This window comes from Paracoccus sp. C2R09 (genome assembly GCF_018860625.1).
GTDB lineage: Bacteria > Pseudomonadota > Alphaproteobacteria > Rhodobacterales > Rhodobacteraceae > Paracoccus.
Genome location: NZ_JAHKQB010000023.1, coordinates 139174 through 153485 on the forward strand (window position 1 = coordinate 139174; position 14312 = coordinate 153485).

Consider the following 14312-nt stretch of genomic DNA (forward strand, 5'->3'; position numbering starts at 1 on the left):
AGCGCTTCCTTGGGGTTACTGATCCGCCTTCTGCAACGCGGGACGCTTCGGGGCAAGCATCCGCCTGACCGCCCCGAAGATCGCCAGCCCCCAGATCAGCAGCACCGCCGCCCCGAGGATCGCGGCGATGGGCCGGTCGAAGAAGGCACCCAGATCGCCGCCCGACTTGATCATCGAGGTCATGAACATCCTTTCGAACATGCCGCCCAGCACCAGCCCCAGGATGATGGGCGCGACGGGAAAGCCGTTCTCCTCCAGCACCCAACCAAGCACCCCGAGCGCCAGCATCACCACGATCCCGAAGACCGAGTTGGTCATCGCGAACGCGCCCACGATGCAGAAGCTGAGCACGATCGGCAGCAGCACGCGCGGGGGCACGCGCAGGACCTGACGTGCCGCCTTGACCGCCACCCATCCAAGCGGGACCATCATCAGCGTCGTCAGGATGAAGATCATGAACACGGCATAGATCAGCTGCGGGTTCTGGATGAACACGGTCGGGCCGGGGTTCATCCCCTTCATGTACAGGACGCCGATGACGATGGCCGTGACGCTGTCGCCCGGAATGCCGAAGACCAGCGCCGGGATCCACGCCCCGCCCACCGCCGAATTGTTGGCGGCCGAGGCATCGACCAACCCCTCGACATGGCCGGTTCCATAGGCCTCCGGGGTCTTCGAGAAGCGCTTCGAGACGGCATAGGACATCCAGGCCGCGATATCGGCCCCCGCCCCCGGCAGCGCCCCGATGACCGCGCCCAGCAGCGACCCGCGCACGATATTGCCGGGATGGCGGCGGATCACGCCGCCGACGCCCCGGAACAGCGCGCCATCGCTCTTGGGCATCGCGGGCGGCGGGGTTCCATAGTTCAGGCGGACGACGCCGCGCATCACCTCGGCCAGCGCGAACAAACCGATCATCGCGGGGATGAATTCGACCCCCGCCATCAAGTCCACCTGCCCGAAGGTAAAGCGCGGAACGCCGGTCGTGGGATCCAGCCCCACCGTGGCCATCGCAAGACCGATCAGCAGCGCGATCCCCGCCTTGAGCGGATCGGCCGACGCGATGAAGATCGCGCAGGACAGGCCCAGGGCCGCCAGCCAGAAATATTCGTAGGAGGTGAAGCGCAGGGCGAACTCCGCCAGCATGGGCGCCGCGGCGATCAGCACGAAGACGCCGAACAGCCCGCCGATGCAGCTGACCAGCAGGTTCGTCCCAAGTGCGAGGTTCAGCTGGCCCTTCATCGCCAGCCGGTAGCTGTCCTCGACATAGGCCGCCGATGCGGGCGTGCCCGGGATGCGCAGCAGCGCCCCCGGAATGTCGCCCGCGAAGATCGCCATCCCGCTGGCCGCGACGATGGCCGCAAGGGCGGGGATCGGGTCCATGAAGAAGGTCATCGGCACCAGAAGCGCCGTGGCCATCGTCGCCGTCAGCCCGGGCATGGCCCCCACGAACATCCCGAACGCACCCGCAAGGAAGGCGGTGATCAGGACGCGCGGGTCGGCGACCAGCATCAGCGCCTGCAGAAGAACATCGGTCACGGGCATCTCAGATGATCCCTTCCAGCAGGCCGCGCGGCAGCGGCACGCGCAGCAGCACCGCGAACAGCCACCAGCAAAGCGCCGTCGCCCCGATCGCCAGCAGCGTCGCCTGCCAGACCGGCAGGCGCAGCACCAGGAACAGGACCAGAAGGCCCAGGACCGATACCAGCGGATATCCAAGCTGCGGCCCCAGCAGGATCTGCGCCGCCACGTTGCCCAGCACGGCGGCCATCGCGGCGATCCCCTGGACGCGGCGCAGTTCGGGCGCGAAGATCACGAAGGGGCCGCCCGCATGTCTGCGCGCCATGATATCGCGCAGGACCAGCAGCGCGCCACCGATCACGAAGCCTAGGGCCAGAAGGCGCGGCAGCATCGCCGCGCCATAGGCCGTGCCCGCGAAGCTGGGGAATTGCGCGGACTGCCACAGCATGAACAGACCCAGCAGGATCAGTGCGGCACCCGACAATGCGTCGGTCAGTTTCATGGCGCTCTCCCCCTTTTTCGGGAAGTCTCAGCTGCGGATCAGGCCCGCTGCGGTCATCGCGTCGGCCATCTGCGCATCGGCATCCTTCATCATCTGCGCATGTGCCTCCGGGTCCAGATAGGCGACGTTGAAGCCGCGACTGTCCATGAACTCGGTGAATTCGGGATCCACTGCGATCTCGGCCACGGCGGTGCTGATCATCTGGGCGACGTCCTGCGGCAGATCGCGCGGACCGCCGATCCCGCGCCAGGTGGCCAGGGCGAAATCGCTGGCCCCGCCTTCGGCAAGGGTCGGCAGGTCGGGATGGCTGGCGGCACGTTCGGTGCTCATCAGGGCCAGGTTCACGGCGCGGCCGGCATCGACCATCGCCTTGGTTTCCGCCAACGAGACGGTGATGATATCGACACCACCCGCGATCAGGTCCTGCATGGCAGGGGCCGATCCTTCGGACGGGACCCAGGTGACATGGTTCGCCTCCAGCCCGAGGCTCTTGAGCCAACCGACCAGGGCAAGGTGCCAGATGCCCCCCTGCCCGGTGCCGGACGCCTTGAAGGTGCCGGGCTCGGACGCCTTGATCGCCTCGATCAAGGCACCGATATCGGCATAGCCCGCATTGGCAGAAACGGTGACGGCAGGGCTGTCGGCATTCATCAGGCCAAGCGGGGTGTAATCCTCGGAGGTCAGCTGCGTCAGGCCCATATGGTGCATCATCGCGATCTCGACCGTGACGACGCCCAGGGTATAGCCGTCGGCAGGGGCGGTCGCGATGGCCGAATGGCCGACGACGCCCGCGCCACCGGTCCGGTTCACCACGTTCACGGGTTGGCCCAGCTTGCGTTCCAGCAGCGCCGAGATCATGCGTGCCGTGGCATCGGTGCCGCCACCCGCGCCCCAGGGCACGATCATGGTCAGCGGACGCGAGGGATAATCGGCAGCCCATGCGAAGCCGGGCAGCAGCCCCGCACCGGCAAGTGCTGCCGCGCCCTTCAACAGGCCGCGGCGGCTCGAATTCGCGAAGTCGGTCATCGTTTCCTCCCAGATGATGACGCCCGGTGACGGGCATGATCGAAGGCGGACGGCCTCCGACTCTCCTCTTCCTCGACACTTCTAGACCTGTCGCGCCAGATTGGTCAATAATTGTAAAACCGGCCCGAATGTGCCATGCACTCGCAGCCAGCCGCCGCAGCCGAGGACAGACAGGTGACCGACGCCCCTTCCCTTGCCGATCAGGTCTATGACCGGCTTCTGAATCGGATCGTGAAGGACGAATACCCGCTGAACGGGCGCCTGCCGGCCGAACCGGCGCTGGCGCGGTCCTTCGGCGTGTCGCGCCCGGTCCTGCGCACGGCCCTCGCGCGGCTGCGCGAGGACGGCATCGTCACGGCCCGTCGCGGTTCGGGAAATTACGTCACCCGCCGTCCCGACCGACGCGTGGGCAATCTGGTGCCGCTCGGGTCGATCACGGACATCCAGCGCTGCTATGAATTCCGGGTCGATCTGGAGGGCGCGGCCGCCGGATGGGCCGCGCAGCGCCGCACCGATGCCGACATGGTTGCCATCGACGCGGCCTTCGACCTGCTGGATCACCCCCACGACCAGGGGATGGGCGTGGATGCCGACCTGCTGCTGCATCTGTCCATGGCGCGGGCGACGAAGAACCCATTCTTCGCGTCGGTGCTGGAATCCCTGTCGGTGCAGATCCAGTTCGGCGTTCAGCTGTCACGCTCGCTGACGCTGATGGACGCCCCCGAACGGCGCGCGCTGGTGCAGGCCGAACATCGCGCCATCGTCGAGGCGATCCGCGCACGGGATCAGGGTGCCGCCACCCGCGCCATGCGCCACCACATCACCGCAGCGCGCAACCGCATGTTCGAGGGCCAGCCCTAGCGCGTCGTCACGTCCACCGGCAGGGCGGTGGTGTGGTGCACCCGCTCCAACCCGAAGGTCGAGCTGAAGCCCGCGACCGGAACCGCATCGGTCAGCGCGACATAGAAGGCGTCATAGGCCGCCATGTCCGGCAGTGCCAGGCGCAGCATCCAGTCCTGATCGCCCGCCACGCGCCAGATTTCCATCACCCAGGGCTGCGCGTTCAGATGCGCCAGAAACCGCGCCTTCCATTCGGGCCCGTGATCCGCGGCCTTGATCCCCACGAAGACCGACAGCCCCAGCCCCAGCTTCTGCGGATCGCCAAGCGAGACCCGGCGCGTCAGCACGCCGCTGGCCTCGAGCCGCTGCACGCGCTTCCAGCAGGGCGTCTGCGAAAGGCCGACCTTGTCGGCGATCCGCGCGATGGGCTGCGTCGCGTCCATCATCAGTTCGGCGGCGATCTTGCGATCGATCAGATCCAGCATGTCGTGACCCCTCTCAAGGTATGGCGCGATGATGCCACCATCGGAGTTAAAGTCTAGTGGATTTGTCGTGTATGAACGAGGAATCTCGACCTTGCCTGTCGGGTTTGCACCGCGTAGCGTGGCATGGATGATCACGCAGAAGATGAAATACGCGCTCAAGGCGCTTCTGGTGCTGGGCGATGCCGCCGCGGGCCCCGCGCCCGAACCGCTGACGATCGAAGCCGTGGCCAAGCGGTCGGCCACGCCCAAGCGGTTTCTGGAACAGATCCTGCTGGAACTGCGCAATGCCGGGATGGTGTCGTCCATCCGGGGGCGTTCGGGCGGCTATGTGCTGACCCGCAAACCCGAAGAGGTCCCGATCGCGGCGCTTCTGCGCCTGATCGACGGTCCGATCGCACCGCTGCAATGCCTGTCGCAAGGGGCCTATCAGCGCTGCGAGGACTGCACGGACGAAGCCGCCTGCCGCATCCGCAAGGTCTTTGCCGAAGTCTACTGGTCCTATCTGATCCTGATCGAATCGCTGACACTGGCCGACCTGCTGGCGTCCGACGACGTCGCGCGGCGCGTCACCGCGGACTGACCCCCAAAAGCGCGATTTCTTCCCCGCGGAGAAGATGCTTCCAAAAACACGACCAATTTAGGCGTGTTTTTTCCTTTGCCAATCACGACCAGTCAGGTCGATATTAAACGCATCGGAAGCAAAGGAGCACGACATGACACGACCTCTTCGCGACAGCATGGCGGACCCGATGCGTCAGCCTGCCCTGCCCCGCGTCCCCGGGAACCGCCCGGACCTTGCAGCGCGCCATCGTCGCGATGCCCGCGTGATGCTGGGCCGGGACGAAGCCGCCTGGGAATCCCGCATCGAACTGTTCATGGGGGGAATGTAGGATGACCCGCCGCATCACCATCCTGACCGGCGGTCGCAGCAGCGCACAGGGCGACGTTGCCCATGTCGCCCGCGACGGGCGCGTCACCATCGAAACCGGCCGGGGGCTGCTGACGGGCTGGCCGGTCACCCGGGGCACCCTGACCGCGCTGGCGATGATCGCCGCGATGCTGGGCACGCCCCTGGCCCGGTCCGCCCATGCGGACGAACTGCTGAATGTCAGCTACGATCCGACCCGAGAGCTGTACCGCGACATCAACGCGGCCTTTGCCCGCCACCGCGAGGCCGAAGGCCACACCGCCCCCAGGATCGAGACGAGCCATGGCGGGTCGGGGGCGCAGGCCCGCGCCGTGATCGACGGGCTGGATGCGCAGGTCGTGACCCTGGCGCTGGCCTCGGATATCGACCGGATCGCCCAGGATACGGGCAAGCTGCCGGCCGATTGGCAATCCCGCCTGCCCCATGATTCCAGCCCCTATACCTCGACGATCGTCTTTCTGGTGCGCAAGGGGAACCCCAAGGCGATCGAGGATTGGGACGACCTGACCGCCGAGGGGGTCGAGGTGATCACCCCCAATCCCAAGACCAGCGGCGGCGCGCGCTGGAACTATCTTGCCGCATGGGCCTGGGCCGAACGGGCAGGCCGCGATCCGCGCGCCTACATGACCGAACTCTTTGCCCATGTCCCGGTGCTGGATACGGGTGCACGCGGTGCCACCACCACCTTCACGCAGCGCGGCATCGGCGACGTGCTGCTGGCCTGGGAAAACGAGGCGTTCCTTGCGCTGAACGAGATGGGCACCGACCAGTTCGAGATCGTCGTCCCCTCGGTCAGCATCCGGGCCGAACCCCCGGTGGCGATGGTCGATGGCAACCTGCATGACGATGCGCAGCGCGAACTGGCGCGGGACTATCTCGACTTCCTCTATGCCCCCCAGGCGCAGGCGATCGCCTTCGCGCATTACTTCCGGGCCTGGGACACCTCGGCGGCCGATGCCAGGGACGTCGCGCGCTTTCCCGAACTGGAACTGGTCGACATCGACGATTTCGGCGGCTGGCAGAAGGCGCAGTCGGTCCATTTCGGCGATGGCGGGATCTTCGATCAGCTCTACGGGGGGCTCTAGGTCATGGCTGTCCTGTCGGGCCGCCTGATCCGGCGTTCGGCGATGCCGGGCCTGGGGCTGTCGGGGGGCATCACGCTGGCCATGGTATCCATGGTCGTGCTGCTGCCCATCGGTGCGCTTCTGGCGCGCGGGTGGCAGTTCGGCCCCGCGAATCTATGGGAGGTGATCCACCATCCCCGCGTCTGGGCGGCGCTGTTCCTGTCCTTCCGGCTGGCATTCCTGGCCGGGGTCGCGAACCTGATCTTCGGCGTGCTGCTGGCCTGGGTCCTGGTCCGATACCGGTTCCCGGGACGGCGCATCCTGGATGCGGCGGTCGATCTGCCCTTCGCATTGCCCACGGCGGTGGCGGGGATCGCGCTGACGGCCCTCTATGCGCCCAACGGCGCGATCGGCAGCATCGCGGCGCAGGCAGGGTTGCGCATCGCCTATACCCAGTGGGGCATCCTGATCGCACTGATCTTCGTGGGCCTGCCCTTCGTCACCCGCACCGTCCAACCCGTCATCGAAGAGATCGACCGCGAGGTCGAGGAAGCCAGCGCCACCCTGGGCGCCTCGCGCCTGCAGACCTTGCGCCGGGTCATCCTGCCGATGCTGGCACCTGCCGCGCTGACGGGCTTTGCATTGGCGATGGCCCGCGCGGTGGGCGAATACGGATCGGTCATCTTCATCGCAGGCAACATCCCCATGAAGACCGAGATCGCGCCCCTGCTGATCGTGATCCAGCTGGAACAGTTCAACCACGATGCCGCGGCCTCGATCGGGATCGCCATGCTGGCCATCAGCTTCGCGGCCCTTCTGTCCATCAACCTGATCCAGATCGTCACGCGCGCGAGGATGGGACATGTCTGATATCGCCCTTGCCCCCCGCCGCGCCTGCACGACCGAGGCGCGACCCCTGCGCGCGGCGCTGATCGCGCTGGCCTTCGCGGGCCTCGGGCTTCTGGTCTTCGCGCCGCTCGCCCTCGTCTTCGGTCATGCCCTGTCCGATGGCTGGGCCGCATCGGTCGCGGCCCTGCGCCAGCCCGACGCGCTGTCGGCGATCCGGCTGACCCTGCTGATCACCGCGTTGACCATTCCGCTGAACGCGGGCTTCGGGATCGCGGCGGCCTGGTTCGTCACCCGGTTCGAGTTTCGCGGCAAGGCGCTGCTGATCACGCTGATCGACCTGCCCTTCAGCGTCAGCCCGGTGGTCGCGGGGCTTTGCATCGTGCTGCTGTTCGGAGCGAACAGCGCGATGGGCGGCTGGCTGGTGGCCCATGACATGACCGTGGTCTTCGCGCTGCCGGGCATCCTGCTGGCCACCGTCTTCGTGACCTTCCCCTTCGTCGCCCGCGAACTGATCCCCGTGATGATCGAACAGGGCCGCGCCGAGGAAGAGGCCGCCCTGACCCTGGGCGCCGGCGGATGGCGCGTGTTCCGGACCGTCACCCTGCCCAACATCCGATGGGCGCTGATCTATGGCGTGCTGCTGTGCACCGCCCGGGCGATGGGCGAATTCGGGGCGGTCGCGGTCGTCTCGGGCAAGATCCGCGGCCAGACCGCCACGATGCCGATCACGATCGAGATGCTCTACAACGAATACCTGTCGACGGCGGCCTTCTCGATGGCGGCGCTGCTGACGGTCTTCGCCCTTCTCACCCTTCTCGTGAAGACCCTGCTGGAGATCCGCCATTCGGATCAGCTGGCCGCCATGCGGCGACATTGAGGGAACTGCCATGAATATCGACATCGACGGCATCGCCAAGGAATTCGGCACAACCACGGCGCTGTCGCCCGTATCCCTGCAGATCCCGTCGGGCGCGCTTGTCGCCCTTCTGGGTCCGTCTGGATCGGGCAAGACCACGCTTCTGCGCATCCTGGGGGGCCTCGAATTTCCCGACCGGGGGCGGGTTCTGTTCGATGGCAGCGACGCCACGCATCTGTCGGTGCAGGATCGCCGCGCGGGCTTCGTCTTCCAGAGCTATGCGCTGTTCCGGCACATGACGGTCGCGCAGAACATCGCCTATGGCCTGCAGGCACGTCCGCGCCGGCAGCGCCCGTCCGCGCCGCAGATCGAGGCGCGGGTATCCGACCTGCTGCACATGATCCGGTTGCCGGATATCGGCGGCCGCTATCCCTCGCAGCTGTCGGGGGGGCAGCGACAGCGGGTGGCCCTGGCCCGTGCGCTGGCCATCGATCCGCGGATGCTGCTGCTGGACGAACCCTTCGGCGCGCTGGACGCCAAGGTCCGCAAGGAACTGCGCCAGAACCTGCGCACGATCCACGACGACACCGGCCTGACGACCGTCTTCGTGACCCATGACCAGGACGAGGCGATGGCCCTTGCGGACATGGTGGTCGTGATGTCGATGGGCCGGATCGAGCAGGTCGGGCACCCGCAGGAGATCCGCGCCGCCCCAAGCAGCGATTTCGTCCGCGAATTCATCGCCGTCTGACCCTGGGGCGTTGCGGCACAGGGACCCCTGCGCTTAACCTTCGCCGCGAATGCAAGAAGGGGGAGCATCATGACCCAGACCAACCAGGGCTTCGACACGCTGGCCGTCCATGCGGGGACCGAACCCGATCCGGCCACCGGCGCGCGCCAGGTGCCGATATATCAATCGACATCCTACGTCTTTCGCGATGCCGATCACGCCGCGCGGCTCTTCAACCTCGAAGAGGTCGGCTACATCTACTCTCGGCTGACGAACCCGACGGTCGGCGCGCTGGCGGCGCGCGTCGCGGCGCTGGAAGGTGCGGTGGGCGGGATCGGCTGTTCGTCCGGGCATGCGGCGCAGATCATGGCGCTGTTCCCGCTGATGGGGCCGGGCTGCAACGTCGTCGCGTCGTCGCGGCTCTATGGCGGGACGATCACGCAGTTCAGCCAGACGATCCGCCGCTTCGGCTGGTCGGCCAAGTTCGTCGATACCGACGATCTGGACGCCGTGCGCGCCGCCATCGACGACGATACCCGCGCATTGTTCTGCGAAACCATCGCCAATCCGGGTGGCTATGTCACCGATCTGGACGCGATGGCCCGGATTGCCGAGGATGCGGGCATCCCGCTGATCGTCGACAACACCACGGCGACCCCCTATCTGTGCCGCCCCATCGATCACGGTGCCACGCTGGTGGTGCATTCGGCCACGAAATACCTGACGGGCAACGGCACCGTCACCGGCGGCATCGTGGTGGACAGCGGGAAATTCGACTGGTCGGCCTCGGACAGGTTCCCGTCGCTGTCCCAGCCCGAACCCGCCTATCACGGGCTGAACTTCCACGGGGCCCTGGGGCCGATGGCCTTCACCTTCCATTCGATCGCGGTGGGGCTGCGGGATCTGGGCATGACGATGAACCCGCAGGGCGCGCATTACACCCTGATGGGGATCGAGACGCTTGGCCTGCGGATGGAACGCCATGTGGCCAATGCCAAGGCCGTGGCCGAATGGCTGGAAAAGGACCCGCGCGTCGAGGCTGTGACCTTCGCGGGCCTTCCCTCGTCGCCCTGGGCCGAACGCGCGCAGCGGATCGTTCCGAAAGGCGCGGGCGCATTGTTCACGGTGGCGGTCAAGGGCGGCTATGACGCCTGCGTCAAGCTGGTCGACAGCCTGGAACTGCTGAGCCATGTCGCGAACCTGGGCGATACGCGCAGCCTGATCATCCATCCGGCCTCGACGACCCATCGCCAGCTGGACGAGGCGCAACAGATCGCGGCGGGCGCGGCACCGAACGTGGTCCGCATCTCCATCGGGATCGAGAATGTCGAGGATATCATCGCGGATCTGGACCAGGCCCTGACCAAGGCCACCGCCTGATCCGACAAAGAAAAACGCCCCCGGTCACCTGACCGGGGGCGTTCATGTTCACGCAGCCTTGCCGGGCAGGAAGACCGCCTTGGCATTCACGAATTCATGCATGCCGAAGCCGCCATGTTCGCGGCCATAGCCCGAATTCTTGACGCCGCCGAAGGGCATGTTGGGGTCCGCCGCACCGAAGGAATTGATGCGTACCATGCCGGTGTCGAAATGCTTGCGCGCCAGACGCACGGCCTTTTCCTCGTCGCGCGAGAAGATGCCCCCGCCAAGGCCATAGCGGCTGTCATTGGCGATGCGCATCGCATCCTCGTCGTCCTTGGCGCGGATCACCGCGGCGATGGGGCCGAAGATCTCGTCGTCATAGGCGGGCATGCCGGGCTTCACGTCGCCCAGAACCGTCGCCGGATAGAATGCGCCCGGACCCTCGGGCTTGTCGCCGCCGCAAAGGATCTTCGCGCCGTTCTTCACGCTCTCCTGCAGCTGATCGTGGATCGTGTCGCGCTGCTCGACGCTGCTCAGCGGCCCAAGCTGGGTGTCGTCGTCGCTCGGGTCGCCGACCTTGATCTTGTTCATCTGCTCGACGAATGCCTCGACGAACTGGTCATAGACCTTGTCCGTCACGATGAAACGCTTGGCGTTCACGCAGGTCTGCCCGTTGTTGTAGAGGCGCCCCATGACCGAGGTCTTTACCGCCAGCTCGATATCGGCATCCTCCAGCACGAGGTAGGCGTCGTTCGAACCCAATTCGAGCACGGATTTCTTCAGCGCCGAGGCCGCCTTTTCACCGATATGCTGACCGGCCTTGTCCGAACCGGTCATGGTGACGCCGCGCACCTTGTCATGGGCGATGATCTTGTCGGACACGTCATGGCCGATCAGCACGACGCCGAACAGACCCTTGGGAAGACCTGCTTCCTCGCACAGCTCGCGCAGGCGCAGGCCGCTGCCCGTGCAGATCGAGGCATGCTTCAGGACGCAGCCGTTGCCGGCCATCAATGCCGCCGCCAGAACGCGGACCGGCTGATACAGCGGGAAGTTCCAAGGCTGCACCGAATAGATGACGCCGATCGGCTGATAGGTGACGATGCCGCGCTGCCCCTCGCCATAGGTGCGTTCCTCGTCCGCCAGCGCCTTGGGGCCCTGCTCGGCGGTGTATTCGAAGATCGAGGCGCAGATCTCGACCTCCTGGCGCGCATCGTTCAGCAGCTTGCCGACCTCGGTGGTCATCAGCTGGGCCAGCTCTTCCTTGTTCTCGCGCAGTTTCGCCGCGATGTCCTTCAGGACGGGGGCGCGGTCTTCGTGGGACTTCTGCGACCAGTCCAGGAATGCCTTGTGGCTCGTCTCGACGATATCGAAGGCCTGGGCCTCGGACATCTTGTCATAGGACGTGATTTCCTTGCCGGTGGTCGGATTGACGGTGGTGATCGTAGACATGAATGTCTCCTTTCGTTCTGGGCTTTGAACGGGTGCGGGGCACCCTTCGTTCCTGCCCCGGCTCCGCACGATTTGTTGACGGACCGGCAGGGATCCGAAGGTCGGCCCGCTGCACGACGTGCAAATCCGGCTTTACCGTCGCGGTGTCATGCGTCATTCATGCACCAGTTCTACAGACCACGAGGTTCCCATGACCAAGCAGCGCATTGCCCTGATCCCCGGCGACGGGATCGGCGTTCCCGTCACCGAAGCCGCCATGCGCGTGGTCGCGGCCAGCGGCGCCTCGGTCGAGACGCACAGCTTTCCGTGGTCCTGCGACTACTATCTCGAACATGGGCGGATGATGCCCGAGGACGGGATCGAGACGCTGCGCGGTTTCGATGCAATCTTCCTGGGGGCCGTGGGCTGGCCGCAGCGCGTGCCCGACAGCGTGTCGCTGCACGGGCTGCTGCTGCCGATCCGCAAGGCCTTCGTGCAATATGCCAATATCCGTCCCCATCGCCTGCTGCCCGGCGTCGAGGGCCCCCTGCGCAAGACCGATTTCGACATCCTCTGCATCCGCGAGAATACCGAAGGCGAATATTCCGGTGCAGGCGGGCGCGTCCATCAGGGCACGAATGACGAGGTCGCGGTCGAAACCTCGATCTTCACACGGACCGGGGTGGAACGCATCCTGCGCTTCGCCTTCGAACAGGCAATGACCCGCAACCGCAAGCTGGCATCCGTCACGAAATCGAACGCGCAGCGCCATTCGATGGTCTTCTGGGACGAAATGACCGACAGGCTGTCCGCCGAATATCCCGAGGTCGAGGTCAGCCGCTATCACATCGACGCCATGTGCGCGCGGATGGTGATGGCCCCCGAAAGCCTGGACGTCGTGGTCGCATCGAACCTGTTCGGGGACATCCTGACGGATCTGGGCGCGGCGATCCAGGGCGGCCTGGGCTTTGCCGCATCCGCGAACATCAACCCCGACCGCAGCGCGCCCTCGATGTTCGAACCGGTTCACGGATCGGCCCCCGACATCGCGGATCGCGGCATCGCGAACCCGATGGCCGCCTTCTGGTCGGCCGCGATGATGCTGGATCACCTGGATCAGCCCGAAGCCGCCGCACGCATCATGGCCGCGATGGAGGCAGTCTGTGCCAAGGGCATCGGCGTGGTTCCCGGTCAGGACGGCACCGATGCGATCACCCAAGCGGTCCTGGCCGAGCTGGCGTGATACTGTCGCGGGACCTTCACGGTCCCGCAACCCTCCTGTCATGCGTTGAATTTACGACCTGCGGTCAGATACTTGACCGGAGGTTTCCATGACCCGCACGATCCTGGCCGCATTGCTGGCCACCACCGCAGCCGCCCATGCCGACGCCCCCCGCTTCGAGGCGGTGCTGAAGGGCCACGCGGTCCTGCCCGCCGACACGCTGCTGCCCGCGCCCGAAGATGCGCCCGCCTTCCTGCAAAGCTCGGGCAAGTTCACCGGCGAGGGCAATCGCCGGTCCCTGGCCGAGCCCGGCCCCGGGCCCGAGATGCCGCTGGCAGGACAGCCGCTGCAGGGCTTTTCCGGGATCAAGGCCATGGGCGATGGCAGCTATGTGGTGCTGACCGATAACGGCTTCGGATCGAAGAAGAACTCGCCCGACGCGATGCTGTTTTTCTCGGTCGTGACGCCGGATTTCGATGCGGGCAGCGTGACGGTCGACCGGACGGTGTTTCTCAATGACCCCGACCGCGTGATCCCCTTTCCCATCGTGACCGAGGCCACCGACACGCGTTATCTGACCGGTGCGGATCTGGACCTGGAAGGGTTCCAGCTGGTCGGCGATCACATCGTCATCGGCGAGGAATTCGGCCCCTTCGTCATCGTGGCCGACCGCGAGACCGGCCGCATCGTCGAGTTCCACGAGACCGTGGTGGACGGGCGCACCGTGATGTCCCCCGACAACCCCTTCCTGCAGATGGCCGACCCGGCATCGGAAGCCGCCGAACATGACGCCAAGCGATCGCGCGGCTTCGAGGGGTTCGCAGGCTCGGTCGATGGGCAGACGCTCTATCCGCTGCTCGAAGGTCCGCTGTGGCGCGACGGCGAATGGGAAACGGTCGCGGACGGCCGCACCGCGCTGCGCATCCTGGAGATGAAGGCCCAAAGCCGCGAATGGACCGGCAATTCCTGGCTCTATCCGCTGGAAGGTGCCGACCATGCCATCGGCGATTTCAATATGATCGACGAGACCCGCGGCCTGATCATCGAACGCGATGGCGGTCAGGGCGACGCGGAACTGGCCTGCGAGGGGGACGCGACCGAGGGCTGCTTCGAGAACCCCGCGCGGTTCAAGCGCATCTACCTGATCGACATGGCGGGCGTCGAACCCGGTCAGCCCGTCCACAAGGTCGGCCATATCGACCTGCTGGACATGGCCGATCCGGATGGCATCGCGCGACAGGGAGCACGCGAGGACGGGCGCTTCACCTTCCCCTTCGTCACGATCGAGGACGTGGATATCGTCGATGACAGCCACATCATCGTGGGCAACGACAACAACTATCCCTTCTCGATGGGGCGGAGCGCAGACACGCAGGACGACAACGAACTGATCCTGCTGGAAGTGGGCGAATTCCTGAAGGCCCGCGCCGAGTAGGCTTCGGGGCCGCGGGATCGCCAGGCCCCTGTCGGTTGTCGACGGTGCCCGGCCATGCGGG

The 14312-nt window shown here is 66.2% G+C and carries 15 protein-coding genes; 10 read left to right on the forward strand and 5 right to left on the reverse strand.

All coding sequences use genetic code 11. The features are described 5' to 3' along the window. Positions 1-15: 15 nt before the first annotated feature. The 3 genes from KO490_RS08700 to KO490_RS08710 are packed head-to-tail and all read right to left on the reverse strand — an operon-like array spanning position 16 to position 3049. On the reverse strand, positions 16-1545 hold the full coding sequence (locus KO490_RS08700; RefSeq protein ID WP_216019022.1) for a tripartite tricarboxylate transporter permease: 1530 nt from the start codon (positions 1543-1545) through the stop codon (positions 16-18). Position 1546: 1 nt separating this feature from the next. Beyond that, entirely contained in the window at positions 1547-2023 is a 477-nt protein-coding gene (locus KO490_RS08705; RefSeq protein ID WP_216019023.1) for a tripartite tricarboxylate transporter TctB family protein, read from the reverse strand. Positions 2024-2050: 27 nt separating this feature from the next. Next, complete coding sequence (locus KO490_RS08710) at positions 2051-3049, reverse strand: tripartite tricarboxylate transporter substrate binding protein (protein WP_216019024.1); 999 nt, start codon at positions 3047-3049, stop codon at positions 2051-2053. Between the two features lie 174 nt (positions 3050-3223). On the opposite strand from KO490_RS08710, the gene KO490_RS08715 reads away from it, so the two are divergent. Then, positions 3224-3910 carry a FadR/GntR family transcriptional regulator gene (locus tag KO490_RS08715; RefSeq protein WP_303462145.1) on the forward strand — a complete coding sequence of 229 codons (687 nt, stop codon included), beginning with the start codon at positions 3224-3226 and terminating at the stop codon, positions 3908-3910. Here KO490_RS08715 and KO490_RS08720 read toward each other — a convergent pair. Further along, a complete protein-coding gene (locus KO490_RS08720; RefSeq protein ID WP_216019026.1) occupies positions 3907-4374 on the reverse strand; it encodes an Lrp/AsnC family transcriptional regulator in 468 nt (155 codons plus the stop codon). The two genes, KO490_RS08715 and KO490_RS08720, sit on opposite strands and share 4 nt — an antisense overlap. 127 nt (positions 4375-4501) lie before the next feature. Between KO490_RS08720 and KO490_RS08725 the strand changes: the two genes are divergently transcribed. The 7 genes from KO490_RS08725 to KO490_RS08755 all read left to right on the forward strand — a co-directional run bounded on the left by KO490_RS08725 (position 4502) and on the right by KO490_RS08755 (position 10181). Beyond that, the gene (locus tag KO490_RS08725) at positions 4502-4954 is read left to right on the forward strand and encodes an Rrf2 family transcriptional regulator (RefSeq protein WP_216019027.1); all 453 of its coding nucleotides are present in this window, start codon (positions 4502-4504) and stop codon (positions 4952-4954) included. A gap of 133 nt (positions 4955-5087) precedes the next feature. Next, positions 5088-5264 carry a hypothetical protein gene (locus KO490_RS08730; RefSeq protein WP_216019028.1) on the forward strand — a complete coding sequence of 59 codons (177 nt, stop codon included), beginning with the start codon at positions 5088-5090 and terminating at the stop codon, positions 5262-5264. Between the two features lie 154 nt (positions 5265-5418). Beyond that, complete coding sequence (locus KO490_RS08735; RefSeq protein ID WP_216019151.1) at positions 5419-6387, forward strand: sulfate ABC transporter substrate-binding protein; 969 nt, start codon at positions 5419-5421, stop codon at positions 6385-6387. A 3-nt stretch (positions 6388-6390) separates the two neighbouring features. Beyond that, the gene (gene cysT / locus KO490_RS08740; protein WP_216019029.1) at positions 6391-7236 is read left to right on the forward strand and encodes a sulfate ABC transporter permease subunit CysT; all 846 of its coding nucleotides are present in this window, start codon (positions 6391-6393) and stop codon (positions 7234-7236) included. Further along, complete coding sequence (gene cysW / locus KO490_RS08745) at positions 7229-8092, forward strand: sulfate ABC transporter permease subunit CysW (protein ID WP_216019030.1); 864 nt, start codon at positions 7229-7231, stop codon at positions 8090-8092. The genes cysT and cysW overlap by 8 nt, the downstream gene beginning before the upstream one ends. A 10-nt stretch (positions 8093-8102) precedes the next feature. Then, positions 8103-8822, forward strand: coding sequence for a sulfate/molybdate ABC transporter ATP-binding protein (locus KO490_RS08750; protein ID WP_216019031.1), 720 nt, complete (start codon positions 8103-8105; stop codon positions 8820-8822). 69 nt (positions 8823-8891) lie between these two features. After that, on the forward strand, positions 8892-10181 hold the full coding sequence (locus KO490_RS08755; protein ID WP_216019032.1) for an O-acetylhomoserine aminocarboxypropyltransferase/cysteine synthase family protein: 1290 nt from the start codon (positions 8892-8894) through the stop codon (positions 10179-10181). A 48-nt stretch (positions 10182-10229) separates the two neighbouring features. On the opposite strand, the gene KO490_RS08760 is transcribed toward KO490_RS08755, so the two are convergent. Beyond that, positions 10230-11615: an NAD-dependent succinate-semialdehyde dehydrogenase gene (locus KO490_RS08760; RefSeq protein WP_216019033.1), complete on the reverse strand. Its 1386-nt coding sequence runs from the start codon at positions 11613-11615 to the stop codon at positions 10230-10232. Between the two features lie 190 nt (positions 11616-11805). On the opposite strand from KO490_RS08760, the gene KO490_RS08765 reads away from it, so the two are divergent. Then, the gene (locus KO490_RS08765) at positions 11806-12837 is read left to right on the forward strand and encodes a tartrate dehydrogenase (RefSeq protein ID WP_216019034.1); all 1032 of its coding nucleotides are present in this window, start codon (positions 11806-11808) and stop codon (positions 12835-12837) included. 88 nt (positions 12838-12925) lie between these two features. Next, the gene (locus tag KO490_RS08770; protein WP_216019035.1) at positions 12926-14251 is read left to right on the forward strand and encodes an esterase-like activity of phytase family protein; all 1326 of its coding nucleotides are present in this window, start codon (positions 12926-12928) and stop codon (positions 14249-14251) included. Positions 14252-14312 lie beyond the last annotated feature (61 nt).